The organism is Curvibacter soli (assembly GCF_029211125.1).
Classification (GTDB): Bacteria; Pseudomonadota; Gammaproteobacteria; order Burkholderiales; family Burkholderiaceae_C; genus Curvibacter_A; species Curvibacter_A soli.
The window spans coordinates 1-18,790 of record NZ_JARGEN010000058.1 but is presented as its reverse complement, the minus strand read 5'-3'; the positions used below and the strand labels follow the sequence as shown (position 1 = coordinate 18,790).

Sequence of the window (18,790 nt, the reverse complement as noted above, 5' to 3'; positions counted from 1 at the left end):
CGCCATGCCCGCACCATGTCCGGGCGCGCGCCTGCTGCCCTCCATGATGGCCATCGCGCTGCTGGCGACCACGCCCGCCGCCCTTGATGCAACGGCAGCCACGCGCACGACGAACGTCAACTCCGACGTACTCGAAACGGCTCCTGCACCCGTCCCCGCGGGCGGGCGCACCTACCGCGTCACGCTGAAACAACTCGGCGCACTGTTCCCCTTGCAACTGCGCGGCGTGCAGGGCAACAGCGGCGTGGCCTTCAGCATCCGCAACGACGAGGTGGTCACAGCCGCACGCCTGCGCCTGAACTACGCCTATTCACCGGCGCTCATCAACGAGCTGTCGCACATCCGGGTGCTGCTCAACGAGCAGGTGGCCGCCACCATCCCCGTACCCAACGAGCAGGGCGGCATGAGCCTGCAGCGCGAGATCAACATCCCGCCACGTCTCATCACCGAGTTCAACCGCCTCAACCTCGAACTGATCGGCCACTACACGCTGGACTGCGAAGACCCGGCCCATTCGAGCCTCTGGGCCAACGTAGGCAACGACAGCGAACTCGAACTCACCGTCACGCCCGTGGCCCAAGCCAACGATCTGGCACTGCTGCCCGAGCCCTTCTTCGATCGGCGCGACGTGCGTCCGCTGAAGCTGCCCATCGTATTCGCCAACGTACCCAACGCCACCCAGCTCGAAGCCGCGGGCGCGCTGTCGTCATGGTTCGGCTCGCTGGCCGGCTTCCGCAGGGCGGACTTCCCCGCCAGCGTCGGACAGATTCCGGCCAAGGGCAACGCCATCGTGCTGGCCTTGGGCAACGAGCGGCCAGGCGGCTTGGAGCTGCCTGCTCCCAAGGGCCCGACCGTCGCAGTCATGGCCAACCCCAACGACGCCACAGGCAAACTGCTCGTGATCACGGGGCGCGACGCCAAGGAGATCAAGACCGCCGCCGCCGCAGTGACCGTAGGGTCGCCAGCCCTGTCGGGGGCATTGGCCACCATCATCGAGCTGAAGGCGCTCAAGCCGCGCAAGCCCTACGATGCACCCAACTGGCTCGCGGGCGACCGGCCCGTGAAGTTCGGCGAACTCGTGGAAGAGCAGACGCTCAACGTCGCGGGCTACTCGCCAGACCTGATCCGCATCAACTTCCACATGCCGCCCGACCTGTTCGCCTGGCGCGAAAAGGGCATCCCCGTCGAACTGAAGTATCGCTATACCGCACGCCCCACGCGCGACAAGTCGACACTGAACATCAACGTCAACCAGCAGTTCCTGCGCTCCCTGCCACTACTGGCCGTCAACCACGAGCAGCCCAACGCGCTGAACCGACTGGCGGCCAAGGTGCTGCCGGAAAATGACCTGCTGCCGGCCGAGGACGCGTTTCGCATCCCCCTCTTCAAACTGCCGGCGCAGACGCAGTTGCAGTTCCACTATTACTACGACGTCATCAAGCAGGGCGCCTGCAAGGACGTGCTGCTCGACAACGTGCGCGGCACGGTAGAGCCCGACTCGACCGTCGACATCTCGGGCTTCTCGCACTTTCTGGCCATGCCTGATCTCGCGGCCTTCAGCAACAGCGGCTTTCCGTTCACGCGCCTGGCAGACCTGTCGGAAACCGCCGTCATCATGCCCGACAAGCCTGCAGAGGGCGACTACTCCACGTTCCTGAGCCTCATGGGCCTCATGGGCCGCGTCACGGGCTATCCGGCCACGTCGGTTACAGTGGCACAGGCCCAGCAGGCCGACGCCTTGCGCGACAAGGACCTGCTGGTCATCGGCTCCAGCGCCAACCAGCCATTGCTGACCCAATGGGCCGACGCGCTGCCATTCAGCCTGAACGGCGGCAGCAAACGCTTCCAGATCTCCGACTTCGCCTACCGCATCTTCGACTGGTGGGATCCGGACCAGCGCGACCGTGCCAAGCCGCGCAGCAGCGAAGTCTCGTTCAACAGCGACAGCACCGATGCCGTGATCACCGGCTTTGAGTCGCCGCTGCAAAGCGGCCGCAGCGTCGTCGTGCTGGCCAGCAACCAGCCCCTGGGGCTGCAGCAGGCGGTCAACGCACTGCTTGATCCCGATCTCGTCACGGGTATCCAGGGCAGCACGGCCGTCATCCGCGGCAAGCAAATCGACAGCCTGGTAGCGGAACAGTCGTACTACGTGGGGCACCTCAATCCGCTGATCTACATGCAGTGGTTCCTGTCGCGCAACCCGTTGACGCTGATCGTGCTCGGCGCGGCATCAGCCCTGCTGATCGCACTGCTGCTGTACCTCTCGCTGCGTGCGCGCGCCCGTGCACGGCTCAAGCCGAAGAACTGAAGGTCCATGGCTGCCGAGGCCCATGCGCGCCATGCCGCCACATTCGCCCACACGGTACCGAATACACCGGATGGGCGGCGTGGCGGGCGCGCCATCTGCGGCGGCGCCATGGCACTGCTGTTTGCTGCCGCAGCCCAGGCCACCCCGGCCTGTCGCGTGGCGGAGTGGCCGTTGTGGCAAACATTCGTCGGGCGTTACGTACAGGCTGATGGCCGCGTCATCGACTACGGCGTGACTCGGCAGCATTCCACTTCGGAAGGCCAGTCTTATGCGATGTTCTTCGCGCTCGTGGCGCATGACCGCGACCGCTTCGACCGCTTATGGCGCTGGAGCGTAGCCAACCTGGCTGGGGGCGACATCCAGGCTCGCCTGCCTGCATGGCAATGGGGCCGCCGCGACGACGGCAGTTGGGGCGTGATCGACAGCAACACGGCATCGGACGCCGACCTGTGGTTCGCCTATGCCCTGCTGGAAGGTGGACGCGTGTGGAACGAGCCGCGCTACACGGCGGATGCCCGTGCCTTGCTGGCCCGCATCACGCAAGACGAGGTGGCGGAGCTGCCAGGCCTGGGGCCCATGCTGCTGCCCGCGCCAGCGGGCTTCGTGCTCCAGAACCGGATCTGGCGGATCAACCCCAGCTATCTGCCCCTGCCGCTGCTGCGTCGCCTGGCACAGTTCGACGCCAAGGGCCCATGGAAGGCCGTCACCGCGAGCTTTGCGCGCATGATGGCCGAAACCACGCCCAAGGGCTTCGCCCCCGACTGGGTGGCCTACCAGGTCCCCGAAGGCGCGGCCACCGGCGCCTTCGCCACCGATCCACAGAAGGGCGACACGGGCAGCTACGACGCCATCCGCAACTATCTCTGGGCCGGCATGACCCCTAAGACAGACCCGCTGGCCGCACCGCTGCGCAGACAACTCGCAGGCATGGGCACGGTGGTAGCCGCCGCAGGCGTACCGCCCGAAAAGGTGCAGGCAACCAGTGGCGCCACCGAGGGCAGCGGACCCGTGGGCTTTTCGGCGGCGCTGCTGCCGTATTTCAAAAGCACGGGCCAGACCGCCTTGCTGCAGTCGCAGCAGGCGCGGGTACAGGCGCAACTGCTGGAGGCGCCCCCCACGGCGCAGCCGCCTTATTACGATTACGTGCTCGGCCTCTTCGGAACCGGCTGGGCTGAACAACGCTACCAATTCCTGCCTTCGGGCAGACTGCAATTACGCTGGGAGAAGGCATGTCCTCCAAACGCCACCACACGCTGATCCTGGGACTGCTGGCCTCGCTCGGCAGCCCTGCGGCTCTGGCGCAGGACGCAGCCAAGACGCTGCTTGAACAAGGCCAGTACTGGCAAGCCCGCGGCAACAGCGAGCGCGCCGCGGAAGCCTGGCAGAAGCTGCTGCGGCTCAACCCCAACCAGCCCGAAGCCCTGTACGGGCTGGCCCAGGCCGAACTCGACGCCAAGCGGCCCGACGGCGCCGTGCGCTATCTGGACCAGTTGCGCCGTGCCAGCCCCGGCAGCCCGCTGATCGCGCGGCTGGAGCAAGACATCAACATCAGCCGCAACAGCGCACAACTGGAAGCTGCGCGGCAACTCGCGCGCAGCGGCCAAGCCGCCCAGGCACTGGGCAGCTACCAGGCTGCCCTCGGCGACAAGGCTCCCACGGGCCCGCTGGCGCTGGAGTACTACCAGACGCTCGGCGGCACCGCCGGCGGCTGGGACGAAGCCCGGCGCGGACTAGAGCGACTGGCCCAGGAATCACCCGAAGACCCGCACGTCGCGCTGGCGCTGGCGCAGCACCTGACATACCGCGAATCAACACGCCGCGAAGGCATCGCCCAGCTTGAGCGCCTGGCAGGCCGCCCCGACGTGGGCAAGGCCGCCACCGATAGCTGGCGCAAGGCACTGGCCTGGACCGGCAGCCGGGGCGCGGACGTTGCGCTCTACCAGGCATTCCTGCGCGCCAACCCGGGCGACACCGCCATGCAGACCCGCCTGCGCGAGATCAAGGACCAGCAGCGCGAAGGCCGTGCCGCTGCCGTCGCGTCGGCGGATCCGCTGCGCCAGCGCAGCGCCGAAGGCTTCAAGGCCCTCGACGACGGCGACCTGGAGGCCGCCGAGGCCCAGTTCCGCAGCGTGCTGGAAACACGCCCCAACGACGGCGATGCGCTCGGCGGCATGGGCGTGCTGCGCCTTCGGCAGGAGAATTTCGCCCAGGCCCGCGACTACCTCGAACGCGCGAGCCGGCAAGGCTCGGCGGCGCGCTGGAAAACCGCGCTCGACAGCGCCAATTACTGGACGCTGATCGGCCAGGCCGGCGCGGCGCGCGACGGTGGCGACCGTGATGCGGCGCGCCGGCTGCTGGAACAAGCCGTGCGCCTGAACCCACGCGAAGTCACGGCGGAAAACAACCTCGCCGACGTGCTCGCCGAAAGCGGCCAGTACGACGCCGCCGAAGCCGCCTATCGCCGCGTGCTGGCGCGCCAGGCCGACAACCCCGACGCAATCCGCGGCCTGGTCGGCGTGCTGGCGCAGAACGGCAAGGCCGCGGAAGCGCTCCAGCTCATCGAGCGCCTGTCGCCGAGCCAGCAGGAAAAGGTCGGCGCGCTGGGCCGTCTGCGCGCCACGCAGGCGATGGGCCAGGCCCGGGCCGCAGCGGAGCGCGGCGACGACAACGCGGCCCGCGTCGCGCTGGAGGACGCGCTGCTCAACGACCCCGGCAATCCCTGGGTGCGGCTCGACTTGGCGCGGCTCTACCTCAAGATGGGCGCCGCCAACGAAGCGCGCGGCGTCATGGACGGGCTGCTGATTTCCAACCCCAACATGCCCGAAGCGCTATACGCCAGCGCTCTGCTGGCATCCGAGGCGCAGGATTGGCAGAACTCGCTGGCAACGCTGGAGCGCATCCCGGAACAGAACCGCACGCGCGACATCGCGGCGCTGCAAAAGCGCGTCTGGGTCCACGTGCAGGCCGATGCCGCATCGGCGCTGGGCCGGCAGGGGCGCACGCAGGAAGCCCAGGCGGCACTGGCGCAGACCGAGCCCTTCATCGGCCAGGACGCGGAGTTGCTCGGCACCGTCGCCATGGCCTATGCCGACGCAGGCGACCCCAACCGCGCGCTCGGCATGATCCGCCAGGTGCTGGCGCGCACGCCGCGCCCCGACACCGGCATGCGCCTGCAGTACGCGGCCACGCTGCTCAAGACGCGCCAGGACGTGGAACTGGCCGGCATCCTGCGGCAATTGCAGAACGCGCCCATGTCCGCCCAGGAGCGGCGCAGTTATGACGACCTGCGCATGGCCTACATCGTGCGCCAGGCCGACGCGCTGCGCGAGGCGGGCGACCTGGCCGCGGCCTACGACACCCTGGCTCCGGTGCTTGCCGAGCGCCCCAATGACCCGCAGGCCATCGGTGCGCTGGCGCGCATGTATGCGGCCAACAACGACTACCAGCAAGCACTAGGCCTGTACAACCGCCTGCTCGAAAAAGACCCCAACAACGTACAGATCCTGCTACCCGCAGCCACCATGGCCACGGCGGCCAAGGAATACGGCTACGCCGAATCCGCGCTGCAGATCGCGTTGCTGCGTGCGCCCAACGACCCCGAGGTGCTGACCGCGGCAGGCCGCCTCTACCGCGCCCAGGGCAAGACGACCAAGGCCGGCGAATACTTCGCCGCCGCTGTGGCCGCAGAAAACCGCCAGCGCAGCGCCCAACTGGCGGCCAGCGGCGCCCCTGGGCCCGCCGCTTCGAGCAACCCATTTCGCCGCACCCAACAGCCTGTCGGTATGGCCAATGGGGGCTGGGGCATGCCACCGCAAAGCGTTGCGCCGGGCGCGGCCTACGTGCCCACCCGCTACATGCAGCAGCCGGCACCGGCACAGCCCGTTGCCGCGGTGCAGCCCTATATCCCCGATCCGGCGGGGGTCCGCCGATTCGCGCCGCCGCCTGCATCGCAAGCCTACGCTGCGCCTGCGCCACCCACACCCGCAGGGTACTATCCCGAAAGCTATGCGCAGCCGGCCCCGGCGAACGCAACGACGCGCAGCGACACCCCGACCACGGGCGGCAAGGCGTCGGCGCGCGGCAAGGCGTCGGCGGGTGCGGCAGCACGCAGCGCCGCCAGCCGGTCTGCGGCGCCCGCAGCCACCAGCCAGCCAACCAGCCAACCAGCCCCCACAGCCTCGCCGGCACCGGCCTATCCGCCCGCGGCGGCAAACACCAGCGCCTACCTGCCCGCGCCCGTCCAACAGCCTGGGGCGCCGGCCTACTATGCGGGTGGTTACCAGCCCTACGCGGCACCCGCCGCGGCGCAACCCTATCCCGCAGCGGCGCCATCGCCCTGGGTTGCCGCCGGCTACCCGGCGCTGATCGGGGACGGCGCCGCGCAGCAACGCCCGCGCACCGCGCTCGATGAGCTGACCGAAGTGCAGCAAAGCCAGACCCCCGTGTTTTCCGTCGGTGTGGTGGGCCGCGCGCGGCAGGGCGAATCGGGCATGAGCCAATTGACCGATCTTGAAGCGCCGGTGCAGATGAAATTCGGTGCGGGCGATGGCATGCTGTCGGTGCGCATCACGCCCACGACGGCCAGTGCCGGCACGCCCGACCTCGCCTACGGCAACCTGAGCCGTTTTGGCAGTGGCCCGGCCACGGCGCTCGACGCGCCCACGCGCTCGCCGGGCTCGCAGAAGGATTCGGGCATCGGCATCGGCGTCGGCTACGAGACCGACCAACTCCAGGTCGACGTCGGCACCACGCCGCTGGGCTTTCGGGAAGCGGACATCGCTGGCGGCGTCAAGTACCGCATGCCGATCAACGAGGAACTTGGCATCACCGGCCAGCTCTCGCGTCGTCCGGTCACCGACAGCCTGCTGTCGTTCGCCGGCGCACGCGACGCCCGCACGGGTGAGAAATGGGGCGGCGTGTCGGCCACCGGCGGGCGGCTGGACCTGACCTGGGACGACGGCAACTTCGGTGTCTACGGCTATGGCTCGGTGCATGACGTGACCGGCACCAACGTGAAGTCCAACACCCGCGTGGAAGGCGGCGGCGGCCTGTACTGGCGCGTGCAACGCACGTTGGATTCCGCCTTCACGACGGGGCTGAACCTGACGGCCATGTCGTACGACAAGAACCTGCGCTACTTCACCTACGGGCAAGGCGGCTACTTCAGCCCGCAGCAGTTCCTGTCGCTGAGCGTGCCGTTCGACTGGGCCCAGCGCACCGGACGCCTGAGCTACCAGATCAACGGCGGGTTGGGCGTACAGTATTTCAAGGAAGACTCTTCGCCGTACTTCCCGACCAGTTCCTCGCGTCAGGCCGGTGCCGCGCAGGCCGCGAGCGACGCCGTGGCCTTCGGCGAAACGGGCGCCAACAGCACGGCCATCTACCCCGGTCAGAACAAGACCGGCCTGGGCTACAACCTGGGGCTGGCGATGGAATACCAGATGCACCCGCAGCTCTTCATCGGCGGCCATCTGGCACTCGACAACGCGCGCGACTACCGCCAGTTCGTGGGTGGGCTGTACGTGCGCTATGCGCTCCATCCGTATACCGGCAAACAGAGCCTGCCGGTCAACCCGATCAAATCGCCCTATACGCCCTGAGCGCCCTGAGCCGCCGCCCAGTCAGGCATATGTGCAGCCATGCCGCCAAATCAGGCGGCCATCACGCGCAACACCTGCCGCCAGCAAAAACAAAAAAGAAACCCTGATCGGGGCTTCTTTTTTGGGGGCCCTCAATATCAGCTTGCGCACGTCACGCGCGCAAGCTGAATGAGGTTTATTGCCTCCTGCCGTCGAATACCGTATGGGCGCGCCTGGACGTTCCAACTTGTTCATTGTTCCCAGAAACGCCAGCAGTCAGAATCCGCAGGCCGATCACATTGCCCGCATTGTCAAACTGCGCCGATGCCGTCCCCGACTCTGAAGGGCCATCCTTCAAATCACAAGTGATGGATGTGGCAGGAGTTGACGGATCGGCCAGGTAGCTGAAGGCTTCCACGCGGTACAGATTGAGGCCGCTGCCCAGTTCACCGAGTACCTTGCCGACGATCAGGCAGTTGTTGGAAGTGACGCCCGTGATGGCACCGTCGGCCCAGAGCGTCAGGGTGGACGTATGGTCGCCAAAGGCTTTGCCGGCCATCTGATAGACCCCGGTGATCAGCGCCAGATTGGGCACCGCCCCGGATGGCAGCGCATAGAGCGGGTCTGGCACCATGGTGAACGCGGTAGGCTCGCCGCCCGGTTGCGCCGGATAGCTGTAGGTGCCGGAGAACCGGGTTGCCTGCCCGGAACCGGCGGCACTCTCCAGCGTGCCATCCACCAGGACATTGACGATGTACTGGCCCGTCGCGGTACCCCCCAGCAGCCGGTCGAAATACACACCGTCGTTGGCCGTGACGAAGCGGTTGGTCGTGGCGTCGTTGTTGTACCGGATCAGACGGCCATAGAGCAGGTTGTAGTCGAAGCTGCTGTTGGTATAGAAGAACATCCCGCCATCGGGCAGCACCGTTCCATAGACTGAGGAATCGCCGATCACCCCGGCCGGGAAGGTGAGAGACCCCAGCCAGTTGCCGGCGACCGACAGCGGCGTGGGCGAAGGTGTCGTCACCGTGCGCGGGTCGGCGCGTCCCTCCAGCACGTACACATTCGGCGTGCCTGTGGCGTTGGTGATGAAGGCGAAGATGCCGCTGGGCACCCCCGTGCTGTCGAAGCGCAGGAAAGCGACTCCGGTCTGCTGCGTGCCGGTGACAGGGCAATCCAGCGTGTTGCCCGACATGTTCAGATTCAGGCCGTACAGGGGCGATCCCCCCGAGCGGGGCGCCGCGGTGCTGCCAGGGCCGTTGGGATTGTCGGCAGAGTTGATGGTGCAGCCGCCGATGCGCCCAGAAACCAGCCCCTGTGACGACACCGTGAGCACCCAACTGCCCGTGCCGAAGGTGCCCGAGCCGCGGTAGGTGCCCGCGATCAAAGCGAATGTGGCGGCGTAATTGTTGAGAGAACTGTAGGCGAGCTTGAACGGGGTGGTCATACCCGTGGCCGCAGCCGTTGCAGCGGGATTGCTGTAGTTTCCGCTGATGGCCGACGTACGGGCCGTCACAGGGTCGGCGGACGCCGTGCCGCGCACGGCGATGCCGCTGGCGAACTTGCCGTCCTGTACTGAAAAATAGGTGGCGCCCGTGGCCTGCACCACGGTCTTGTCGGCACGCAGAACGCCATAGATCGCGTCGTAGGCAGTCGCGCCCGCGGCGCCGCGCGCCAGAAAAAACGCGCCGCCCTTGCCGTCGGTGCCCGGATCGATGTAGCCGATCGCCGTGCGCTGCGCAGCACCCGTACCGACCGTGCCCTCCCAGATGCCTCCAGGGTACTGCTGCGTGCCCACTGGAGTCTCGTCGTCGCCGCCGCCGCCACCGCCACAGCCGGCCAACACCGTCGCCAGATACACCAGGGGAATCCAGAATTTCATTCGTCGCATACGGTGAAAGTCCTCAGTGGCCCGAAAGGGGCATGCATTCGATGGAAGTCGCAGCGCTTTGGGCAGCCATGCCGGGCACAAGGTTACTGGACGTTTGAAAATGTCACGGGAATGGTTCAGAACGTGGTTCAGAACGGAATGTCGTCGTCCATGTCGTCGAAACCCGACGACGCGCGCCCTGGCGCGGGCGCAGGTGCCGGTGCCGGTGCCGGGCGATCGGCAGGGGCGCGCGGTGCGGCGGCGGGGATAGGCGCTGCTGCAGGGGCGCGGCGCGGCGGCGCGCTGTCGTAGCCGCCGCCCTCGTCGCCCCCCCCGGGACCACCCATACCCTGGCGGCTGCCGAGCATCTGCATCTGATCGGCGCGGATTTCGGTGGTGTAGCGCTCCTGGCCGCTCTGGTCGGTCCACTTGCGGGTGCGCAAGGACCCTTCCACGTACACCTGGCTGCCCTTGCGCAGGTACTGGCCGGCGATCTCGGCCAGCCGACCGTTGAACACCACGCTGTGCCACTCGGTGGCTTCGCGCATCTCGCCGGAAGTCTTGTCCTTCCAGCGGTCGGTGGTGGCGATGCGCACATTGGCCACCTGGTCGCCGCTCGGGAACGTGCGCATCTCGGGGTCGCGCCCCAAATTTCCGACGAGGATGACTTTGTTGACGGATGCCATGGTGCTCTTGCCTGTGGTGTCTGGGGGAGGAAAACGGTGTCCGCAGGCGGCGCGGCGCCCCGGACGCCCGATTGTGCCGCATGTCCGCGCCAGCGCGGCGGGGTGTTTCCAAGTGTGGGCTCCCTGCCGCACGAGTGCCAGGCATCTTCGCCCGCCGTGCCTTCCGGCAAAGATCCGGCAAAGCCTTGTTTGCTGCAAAATCAATAGCTGCAAGCGCTTGTTCCACCTGCGCTGGAGCCATTTTTCCTGATGCATCAATCCTCCGCGCCCTGGGTGCGGAGCGCTGCGCCATGTACGGACACGGAGGGCGCGAATCGCCGGCGTGACTATCATGGTCGGTTTTCCTCCTCCCGGCTCCGTGAAACTGCCCCCCCTCCCCGACGCTGCGACCGAATCCGCCCGCACCGCCGAAAGCCTCCCTCTGGCCCAGGTGCTGCGCGAGCAGCGCATCAGCATCCGCGGCGCGCGCACGCACAACCTGCAGAACATCGATCTCGACATCCCGCGCAACCAGTTGGTGGTGATCACCGGGCTGTCGGGCTCGGGCAAGTCGAGCCTGGCGTTCGACACGCTCTATGCCGAGGGGCAGCGGCGCTACGTGGAGAGTCTGTCCACCTACGCGCGGCAGTTCCTGCAGATGATGGACAAGCCCGACGTGGACCTGATCGAGGGCCTGTCGCCCGCGATCAGCATCGAGCAGAAGGCCACCAGCCACAACCCGCGCTCCACCGTGGGCACGGTGACCGAGATCCACGACTACCTGCGCCTGCTCTACGCCCGTGCGGGCACGCCCTACTGCCCCGACCACGGCGTGCCGCTGCAGGCGCAGACCGTGTCGCAGATGGTGGACGCCACGCTGGCGCTGCCGGTGGACACGCGGCTCATGGTGCTGGCCCCCCTGGCCCGCGAGCGCAAGGGCGAATTCGCCGAGCTGTTCGCCGAGATGCAGGCGCGCGGCTACGTGCGCTTCCGGGTGGACGGCAAGGTGGTTGAGTCCGACGACCTGCCCGCGCTCAAGAAGACCGAGAAGCACGACATCGACGTGGTGGTGGACCGCCTGAAAGTGCGCCCGGACTCCGACCCGCAGGCGCGGGCCGAATTCAGGCAGCGCCTGGCCGAGAGCTTCGAGGCCGCACTGCGCCTGGGTGGCGAGGGTGGCCAGGGCGGCGGGCGCGCCATCCTGCTGGAGATGGGCACCGGCGCCGAGCACCTGTTCAACTCGCGCTTCTCCTGCCCCGTGTGCGGCTATTCGATCAGCGAGCTGGAGCCGCGGCTGTTCTCGTTCAACTCGCCCATCGGCGCCTGCCTGGGCTGCGATGGCCTGGGCGTGCAGGAGGTGTTCGATCCGCAGCGCGTGGTGGCCTTCCCCTCGCTGAGCCTGGCCAGCGGCGCCATCAAGGGCTGGGACCGGCGCAACAGCCACTACTTCGCGCTCATCGAAAGCCTGGCCCGGCACTACAGGTTCAAGCCCGACGCACCCTTCGAGGACCTGCCCGCCGAGGTGCGCCATGCGGTGCTCTACGGCTCGGGCGCCGAAGAGATCAAGTTCAGCTACACGCTGGAGAGCGGCCAGTCGGCGGGCCGCAAGGTGAGCAAGAAGCACCCGTTCGAGGGCATCATCCCCAACCTGCAGCGCCGCTACCGCGAGACCGATTCGCCCGCCGTGCGCGAGGAGCTGGCCCGCTACCGCAACACCCAGCCCTGCCCCGACTGCCACGGCACGCGGCTGCGCACCGAGGCCCGCCACGTGAAGGTAGGCGAAGGCGACCAGGCCCGCGCCATCTACGAGGTGAGCCGCGCCACGCTGCGCGAATGCCAGGCGTACTTCCAGGCCCTGCGGCTCTCCGGCGCCAAGGCCGAGATCGCCGCCAAGATCGTGCGCGAGATCGGCCTGCGCCTGGCCTTCCTCAACGACGTGGGGCTCGACTACCTGAGCCTGGACCGCAGCGCCGAGACGCTCTCCGGCGGCGAGGCCCAGCGCATCCGGCTGGCCAGCCAGATCGGCTCGGGCCTGACGGGCGTGATGTATGTGCTCGACGAGCCCAGCATCGGCCTGCACCAGCGCGACAACGACCGCCTGATCGCCACCCTGCGCCATCTGCGCGACATCGGCAACAGCGTGATCGTGGTGGAGCACGACGAGGACATGATCCGAGCCGCCGACCACGTGGTCGACATGGGCCCCGGCGCCGGCATGCACGGCGGGCGCGTGATGGCCCAGGGCACCTGCGCCGAGGTGCAGGCCGACCCGGCTTCACTCACCGGCCAGTACCTGGCCGGCACGCGCCGCATCGCCGTGCCCGCGCGGCGCCGCGCGCCGGGCGCCGACTGGCTGCGCATCGAGGGCGCGCGCGGCAACAACCTGAAAGATGTGGACGCGGCCTTTCCCGTGGGCCTGCTCACCTGCGTCACCGGCGTATCGGGCTCGGGCAAGAGCACCCTGGTCAACGACACGCTCTACGCCGCCGTGGCGCGGCACCTGTACCGCGCGCACGACGAGCCCGCGCCCTTCGCCGCGCTGGAGGGCATCGAGCACTTCGACAAGGTCATCAACGTCGACCAGAGCCCCATAGGCCGCACGCCGCGCAGCAACCCGGCCACCTACACCGGCTTGTTCACGCCCATCCGCGAGCTGATGGCCGAGGTGCCGATGGCACGCGAGCGCGGCTACGGCCCGGGCCGCTTCTCGTTCAACGTGGCCGGCGGGCGCTGCGAGGCCTGCCAGGGCGACGGCGTGGTGAAGGTGGAGATGCACTTCCTGCCCGACGTCTACGTGCCCTGCGACATCTGCCACGGCCAGCGCTACAACCGCGAGACGCTGGAGGTGCTGTACAAGGGCCGCAACATCGCGCAGGTGCTGGGCATGACGGTGGAAGAGGCGCACGCGGTCTTCGGCGCCGTGCCCAGCATCGCGCGCAAGCTGCAGACGCTGCTGGACGTGGGGCTGTCGTACATCCGCCTGGGCCAGAGCGCCACCACGCTCTCGGGTGGCGAGGCGCAGCGCGTCAAACTCGCGCAGGAGTTATCCAAGCGCGACACCGGCCGCACGCTCTACATCCTCGACGAGCCCACCACCGGCCTGCACTTTGCCGACATCGAGCTGCTGCTGAGGGTGCTCGCGCAACTGCGCGACGCTGGCAACACCATCGTGGTGATCGAGCACAACCTCGACGTCATCAAGACCGCCGACTGGCTCATCGACATGGGCCCCGAGGGCGGCGCCGGCGGCGGCACCCTGGTCGCCGCCGGCACGCCCGAGGCCGTGGCCGTCAACCCCGCCAGCCATACCGGGCGCTACCTGCGCCGCTACCTGAAGTGAAACACTCCCCCAGGCTTGCCCACTGCGTGTGGCCGCCAACCCCCTCGCCGGGGGCGATACCGGCGGCCCGGCAAAGCCGGTTCCGCGGTATCCCTGGCATTGGGCTGCGCCGGTTTCATGCGATGCGGGTCGCGCGCAGCGCGGTGGAGCAACTGAAGTGAAACACTCTCCCAGGCTTGCCCACTGCGTGTGGCCGCCAACCCCCTCGCCGGGGGCGATACCGGCGGCCCGGCAAAGCCGGTTGCGCGGTATCCCTGGCATTCGGTTGCGCCGGTTTCATCCGCTGCGGGTGGTGCGCGAGCACCTTGGGCAACTGTCATGAGCCACTGCGCCGCCCCAGCCGCCCTGGGCCCGCGCGACCTGCTGGCGGCGCTGGCCGTGGTCGTCATCTGGGGCCTGAACTTCGTGGTCATGAAGTGGGGCCTGCGCTACTTCACGCCGTTCCAGCTCGGTGCCGTGCGCTACCTGTTCGCCGCCCTGCCCATGGTGCTGCTGGTGCGCGCGCCGCGCCTGCACTGGCGCTGGCTGCTGCTGTTCGGGCTGTTCCAGGGCGTGGGGCAGTTCGGCTTCGGCTTCTTCGCGCTGCGGCTGGGCATGACGGCGGCGCTGGCCAGCGTGCTCATGCAGACGCAGGTGTTCTTCACCACGATCCTCGCCTTCGGCCTGCTGCGCGAACGCCCGGGCCGCCCGCTGCTGCTGGGCATGGCGCTGGCGGCGGCGGGGCTGGCGTGCTTCGCGATGAACTTCGTCGGCGCAACCGCCCAGGCTGGCGGCGGCGCGGGCGGGGCCACGCTGATCGGCATCGTGCTCACGCTCTGCGCGGCGGCGTCGTGGGCCACGTCCAACATCGTCACCCGGCTGGCGCAGAGGGCATCGCCGGGCTACGACCCGATCGCCTTCGTGGCCTGGAGCAGCCTGGTGCCCATCGTGCCGTTCATGGCGCTGTCGGCTCTCACCGACGCGGACGCCGGGCGCTGGCTACATCTGGATGCATGGCAGGCGCTGCCGGCGCTGGCCTGGGGTTCGGTGGCCTACCTGGGCTGGGCCGCCACCATCGTCGGCTACGGCCTGTGGACGGGGCTGCTCACGCGCCACCCGGCCAACCGCGTGGCGCCGTTCAGCCTGGGCGTGCCCGTGGTCGGGCTGGCGGCGGGGCTGCTGGTGCTGGGCGAGGTGGTCACGCCCTGGCAGTGGGCCGGCACGGCCTGCGTGGTGCTGGCGCTGGCCTGCGTGGTGGCGGGGCCGCGCATGGGCATGAAATAGGCCGCCAGCGCTTATCCCGCCTGCGCCAGCAGCTATCAACCTGGAAACGGCAGTTGACCGCTTCGTATCCCTTGCCAGGCCGCATGCAATCGAGCGTCGACGGCTTCGATGGCGTTCACCTCGTGGGTGAGAGCGCTATGCACCTGCCAGCACCGCGCTCGGCGCGCCATGCGGCGTTGCTCCTCCTTGCGGGCACCAGCCCGCCGCGTCGTCGCGTCTTGCCTGGGGCACCCCGATCACGGCACCGGCAGGCGCATCCAACTGCCGTTTCCAGGATCAAAAATGCCCCCGCGCTCGCCCGCTGCGTGCGGCTCGCCGCCCCCGAGGGGGCCGCTTTCTACCTTGGGGCGGCCTGGTGGCGGCAATAGAGAGCGTTTCCTACTCGATCGTCGCACCCGTGTCGCGCACGATCACGCGCCACTTCTCGTAGTCGGCCTTCACCAGCGCGGCGAGCTGCTCGGGCGCCATGGGCTGCGGCTCGGCGCCCTGCTGGTGGATGGCCGACTGCATGTCGGGCGTGGCGAGCGCGCGGCTGACTTCGCGGTACAGCGCGGCCACCACGTCGCGCGCGGTGCCCGCGGGCGCGAACAGGGCGTACCAGGTGCTCACGTCCACGTCCTTGTAGCCAGACTCGGCCACCGTGGGCACGTCGGGCAGCGAGGTGCTGCGCGCGGCCGAAGTGACGGCCAGCGCGCGCAGCTTGCCCGACTTGAGCTGCCCCATGGCCGAGGGTACGGAAGACACCATCAGGTCCACGTTGCCCGCGAGCACGTCCATCATCGCGGGGTTGGAGCCCTTGTACGGCACATGGCGGATCTTGATGCCCGCGGCGTTCTTGAAGATTTCGCCGGCCAGGTGGATGGTGGTGCCGTTGCCGGGCGAGCCGTAGGTCACCGCGTCGGGCGCGGCCTGCGCGGCCTTCACCACATCGGCCAGCGTCTTGAAGCGCGAGTTGGCGCCGGTGACGATGATGATGGGCGTGTAGGCCACGCCGGCGATGGCGGCGAAGTCGCGCGTGGGGTCGTAGCCCACGTTCTTGTAGAGCCAGGGCGCGACGACCATGTTGTCGCGCTGACCCAGCACGATCTCGTAGCCCGTGGGCGCGGCGCGCGCCGCCTCGGCCAGGCCGATGGTGCCGCCCGCGCCGGCGCGGTTGTCGGGCACCACGGTCCACGACGGGTTGGCGGCGGTCAGCCGCGTGCCCACCAGCCGCGCCAGGATGTCGGTGCCGCCGCCGGGCGGGAAGGGCACGATCAGACGGATCGGCTTGGCCGGATAAGTCGCCTGCGCATGGGCGGCGCCCGCCGCCATGGCAAGGGCGGGCGCGGAGGCGAGGGAGAGAAAGGAACGTCGGAACATGGTGGATTGCCTCGCGTGCAATGGTTGCAGGACTCACGCAAACAAGGATGCACCAGCCCGTTGCGTCCAAAAGGCGGGCTCTGGCCTGCACCCGTTTTGCGTAAGTCGTGTGGGTTGTGCGAAAGGGAAAGGAAAGCCGCGATTGTGACCGCATCCCCGCCCGCGGCGCCTGCGGGGAAAACCGGACCTGCGCGGCGCCGTGCCCCTGCACAGGGCGCCCATGCTGGCACAGAAATCGCTTCCGGCGCAGGCAAGGCATACGGCGCAAGCTATCGTTTGCATAGCACACCTTGATCTGCAGCAAAGGCGCCGCGCCTCGGGAATAATGCCAACTACCCTCACCACTTCCACCCCGGCGGCCATGAACTCCATCACTATGCGTTTCCTCGCCGAGCCCAACACCGTCAACTACGGCGGCAAGGTGCACGGCGGCACCGTCATGAAATGGATCGACGAGGCCGGCTACGCCTGCGCCACGGGCTGGGCCAAGCGCTATTGCGTCACGGTCTTTCTGGGCAGCATCCGGTTTCACCGGCCCATCATGATCGGCGACCTCATCGAAGTGGAGGCGCGGCTGGCCTACACCGGCCACACCAGCATGAACATCTCGGTGGAAGTGCGCAGCGGCGACATCAAGAGCGGCACGCTGGAGAAGACCACCGAATGCCTGATCGTGTTCGTCTCGGTCGATTCGCACGGCCGCTCCATCCCCGTGACGCCTTTCCAGCCCGAGACGCCCGGCGACATCGCGCTGGCACAGCGCGTGAAGACGCACCTCGACGCGGCGCGCGCCGCGGCAGAAAAATAGTCAGCCGCGTGCCGCCTGCAGCAGCGCCCGCGTGCGCTCGGCCTCGCGCCGGGCGGCGGCGACGAAATCCCCGCCCGCCGACGCGTACAGCACCGCCCGCGACGAACTCACGATGATGGGCGCATCGGCGCGCCAGCCCGCGCGCACCGTGGCCTCGGCGTCGCCGCCCTGCGCGCCCACGCCGGGAATCAGCAGCGGCAGCGTGGGCGCCAGTTCGCGCACGCGCGCGATCTCGTGCGGGTAGGTGGCGCCCACCACCAGGCCGAGCTGGCCGTTGAGGTTCCACGGCCCCTGGGCCAGCCGCGCGACATGCTCGTACAGCCGGGGCTCGCCCGGCAGGCCCGCGATGCGCTGGTTTTGCAGGTCGTCGCCGCCGGGGTTGGAGGTGCGGCAGAGCAGGAAGGCGCCCTTGCCTTCGTATTGCAGGTAGGGCTGCACCGAGTCGAAGCCCATGAAGGGCGAGAGCGTGACCGCGTCGGCGCCGTAGCGCTCGAACGCCTCCTTGGCGTACTGCTCGGCGGTCGAGCCGATGTCGCCACGCTTGGCGTCCAGGATGATGGGCACCTGCGGCGCCGCGCGGCGCATGTGCTCCATGAGGCGCTCCAACTGCCCCTCCGCGCGATGGGCGGAGAAGTAGGCGATCTGCGGCTTGAAGGCGATCACCAGGTCCGCCGTGGCGTCGACGATTGCCGCACAGAAGTCGTAGATCTTGTTGGCATCGCCCTGCAGGCCGGCGGGAAAGCGCGTGGGCTCCGGGTCCAGCCCCACGCAGAGCATGGAGCGGTTGGCCTGCGCCGCGCCACGCAGCATGTCGGTGAAAGTCATGGGCGGCGATTCTACTTTTGCACGACTTGCGCAAAACGGGTTCAGGCAACACGCCCGCCCCTTGGGCGCAAGGGCTGGCGCAGCCTTGTTTGCGCAAGTCCTATTTTGGGCTTTGCGCGCAGGCGGCCCATGCCGGCATTTGCTATTGAAAAAATAGCTGCTTCCGCCCGCCACACCTGCGCTGCAGGCCTTTTTTATCCAGAACCCTGCTATGCCCCGTCGCCGCGCAGCACGCGCAGCGCCAGCACCAGGTCGGCCCAGGCGCGCGCCTTGTCGGCCTGGGCGCGCAGCAGGTAGGGCGGGTCGTAGGTGACGACATGCGGCACGCCGCCGCGCAGGTGCACCTGCGCGCGCAGGCGGCCCAGCGGCTCGCTGCTGCCGAGCACGGTCTGCGCCGCAGCGCGGCCCATGAGCAGCACCATGGCGGGCTGCAGCGCGGCCAGGTGGGCGCCGAGTGCGGCGGCGGGCTCTTCGGCTCCCTCGCCATGGGCAACGCGCTCCAGCGCGGCGAGGTGCACACGCGGGTGGCGGTGCAAATGCAGCGCGCGCAGCATGGCCAGCAGCAGCGTGCCCGCTTCGCCCGCGAACGGCTCTTGCGCGGTGGTGCCGGGCAGCGCCTCGGTCACCACGAGCCAGCCGGCACCCAGGTGGGCGGGCGTGGCCGCCGGGTCCACGCCGTCGAACAGCAGTTGCGGCGGGCGCAGCACGAAGCCCGCGGCGCCGCGCGGCGCGCCGGCAGCGGGGGCGGTGCGCACGGCGGCCACGGGCGCCGG

11 protein-coding genes are annotated in these 18,790 nt (G+C 68.7%); 6 read left to right on the top strand and 5 right to left on the bottom strand.

Annotation, left to right across the window (positions count from 1 at the left end):
* The first annotated feature begins 4 nt into the window (after positions 1-4).
* Genes bcsB through PY257_RS12495 form a run of 3 tightly spaced genes read left to right on the top strand, consistent with a single transcriptional unit; the run spans position 5 to position 7,908 of the window.
* Positions 5-2,308, top strand: coding sequence for a cellulose biosynthesis cyclic di-GMP-binding regulatory protein BcsB (gene bcsB, locus PY257_RS12505; RefSeq protein WP_275742288.1), 2,304 nt, complete (start codon positions 5-7; stop codon positions 2,306-2,308).
* Between the two features lie 6 nt (positions 2,309-2,314).
* Positions 2,315-3,565, top strand: a complete 1,251-nt coding sequence (gene bcsZ, locus PY257_RS12500; protein ID WP_275742286.1) for a cellulose synthase complex periplasmic endoglucanase BcsZ — start codon at positions 2,315-2,317, stop codon at positions 3,563-3,565.
* Entirely contained in the window at positions 3,538-7,908 is a 4,371-nt protein-coding gene (locus tag PY257_RS12495; RefSeq protein WP_275742284.1) for a cellulose synthase subunit BcsC-related outer membrane protein, read from the top strand. The genes bcsZ and PY257_RS12495 overlap by 28 nt, the downstream gene beginning before the upstream one ends.
* Positions 7,909-8,083: 175 nt before the next feature.
* On the opposite strand, the gene PY257_RS12490 is transcribed toward PY257_RS12495, so the two are convergent.
* Together PY257_RS12490 and ssb are read right to left on the bottom strand one after the other, a co-directional pair.
* Positions 8,084-9,769 (bottom strand): hypothetical protein, encoded by a 1,686-nt coding sequence (locus tag PY257_RS12490; protein WP_275742282.1) that lies wholly within the window; start codon positions 9,767-9,769, stop codon positions 8,084-8,086.
* 137 nt (positions 9,770-9,906) lie between these two features.
* The gene (ssb, locus tag PY257_RS12485) at positions 9,907-10,443 is read right to left on the bottom strand and encodes a single-stranded DNA-binding protein (protein ID WP_275742280.1); all 537 of its coding nucleotides are present in this window, start codon (positions 10,441-10,443) and stop codon (positions 9,907-9,909) included.
* Positions 10,444-10,774: 331 nt separating this feature from the next.
* Between ssb and uvrA the strand changes: the two genes are divergently transcribed.
* Both uvrA and PY257_RS12475 read left to right on the top strand, forming a co-directional pair.
* Positions 10,775-13,762, top strand: a complete 2,988-nt coding sequence (gene uvrA, locus PY257_RS12480) for an excinuclease ABC subunit UvrA (RefSeq protein ID WP_419095705.1) — start codon at positions 10,775-10,777, stop codon at positions 13,760-13,762.
* Between the two features lie 318 nt (positions 13,763-14,080).
* Positions 14,081-15,025, top strand: a complete 945-nt coding sequence (locus tag PY257_RS12475) for an EamA family transporter (RefSeq protein WP_275742278.1) — start codon at positions 14,081-14,083, stop codon at positions 15,023-15,025.
* A 378-nt stretch (positions 15,026-15,403) separates the two neighbouring features.
* On the opposite strand, the gene PY257_RS12470 is transcribed toward PY257_RS12475, so the two are convergent.
* Entirely contained in the window at positions 15,404-16,384 is a 981-nt protein-coding gene (locus PY257_RS12470; RefSeq protein WP_275742276.1) for a Bug family tripartite tricarboxylate transporter substrate binding protein, read from the bottom strand.
* A 361-nt stretch (positions 16,385-16,745) separates the two neighbouring features.
* Here PY257_RS12470 and PY257_RS12465 point away from each other — a divergent pair, with 361 nt between their 5' ends.
* Entirely contained in the window at positions 16,746-17,192 is a 447-nt protein-coding gene (locus PY257_RS12465) for an acyl-CoA thioesterase (RefSeq protein WP_275742274.1), read from the top strand.
* Here PY257_RS12465 and pyrF read toward each other — a convergent pair whose 3' ends face one another.
* Together pyrF and PY257_RS12455 are read right to left on the bottom strand one after the other, a co-directional pair.
* Positions 17,193-18,017 (bottom strand): orotidine-5'-phosphate decarboxylase, encoded by an 825-nt coding sequence (pyrF, locus tag PY257_RS12460; RefSeq protein WP_275742272.1) that lies wholly within the window; start codon positions 18,015-18,017, stop codon positions 17,193-17,195.
* A 209-nt stretch (positions 18,018-18,226) separates the two neighbouring features.
* On the bottom strand, positions 18,227-18,790 hold a 564-nt coding region (locus tag PY257_RS12455; RefSeq protein WP_345799246.1), incomplete at its 5' end, for a uracil-DNA glycosylase family protein.

What these genes read in the sequence shown, in the direction of transcription:
- PY257_RS12470 (WP_275742276.1), bottom strand. Translation starts at nt 16,384, where the DNA reads ATGTTCCGACGTTCCTTTCTCTCCCTCGCCTCCGCGCCCGCCCTTGCC.
- PY257_RS12490 (WP_275742282.1), bottom strand. Translation starts at nt 9,769, where the DNA reads ATGAAATTCTGGATTCCCCTGGTGTATCTGGCGACGGTGTTGGCCGGC.
- PY257_RS12465 (WP_275742274.1), top strand. Translation starts at nt 16,746, where the DNA reads ATGAACTCCATCACTATGCGTTTCCTCGCCGAGCCCAACACCGTCAAC.
- PY257_RS12495 (WP_275742284.1), top strand. Translation starts at nt 3,538, where the DNA reads ATGTCCTCCAAACGCCACCACACGCTGATCCTGGGACTGCTGGCCTCG.
- uvrA (WP_419095705.1), top strand. Translation starts at nt 10,775, where the DNA reads ATGGTCGGTTTTCCTCCTCCCGGCTCCGTGAAACTGCCCCCCCTCCCC.
- ssb (WP_275742280.1), bottom strand. Translation starts at nt 10,443, where the DNA reads ATGGCATCCGTCAACAAAGTCATCCTCGTCGGAAATTTGGGGCGCGAC.
- bcsB (WP_275742288.1), top strand. Translation starts at nt 5, where the DNA reads ATGCCCGCACCATGTCCGGGCGCGCGCCTGCTGCCCTCCATGATGGCC.
- bcsZ (WP_275742286.1), top strand. Translation starts at nt 2,315, where the DNA reads ATGGCTGCCGAGGCCCATGCGCGCCATGCCGCCACATTCGCCCACACG.
- PY257_RS12475 (WP_275742278.1), top strand. Translation starts at nt 14,081, where the DNA reads ATGAGCCACTGCGCCGCCCCAGCCGCCCTGGGCCCGCGCGACCTGCTG.
- pyrF (WP_275742272.1), bottom strand. Translation starts at nt 18,017, where the DNA reads ATGACTTTCACCGACATGCTGCGTGGCGCGGCGCAGGCCAACCGCTCC.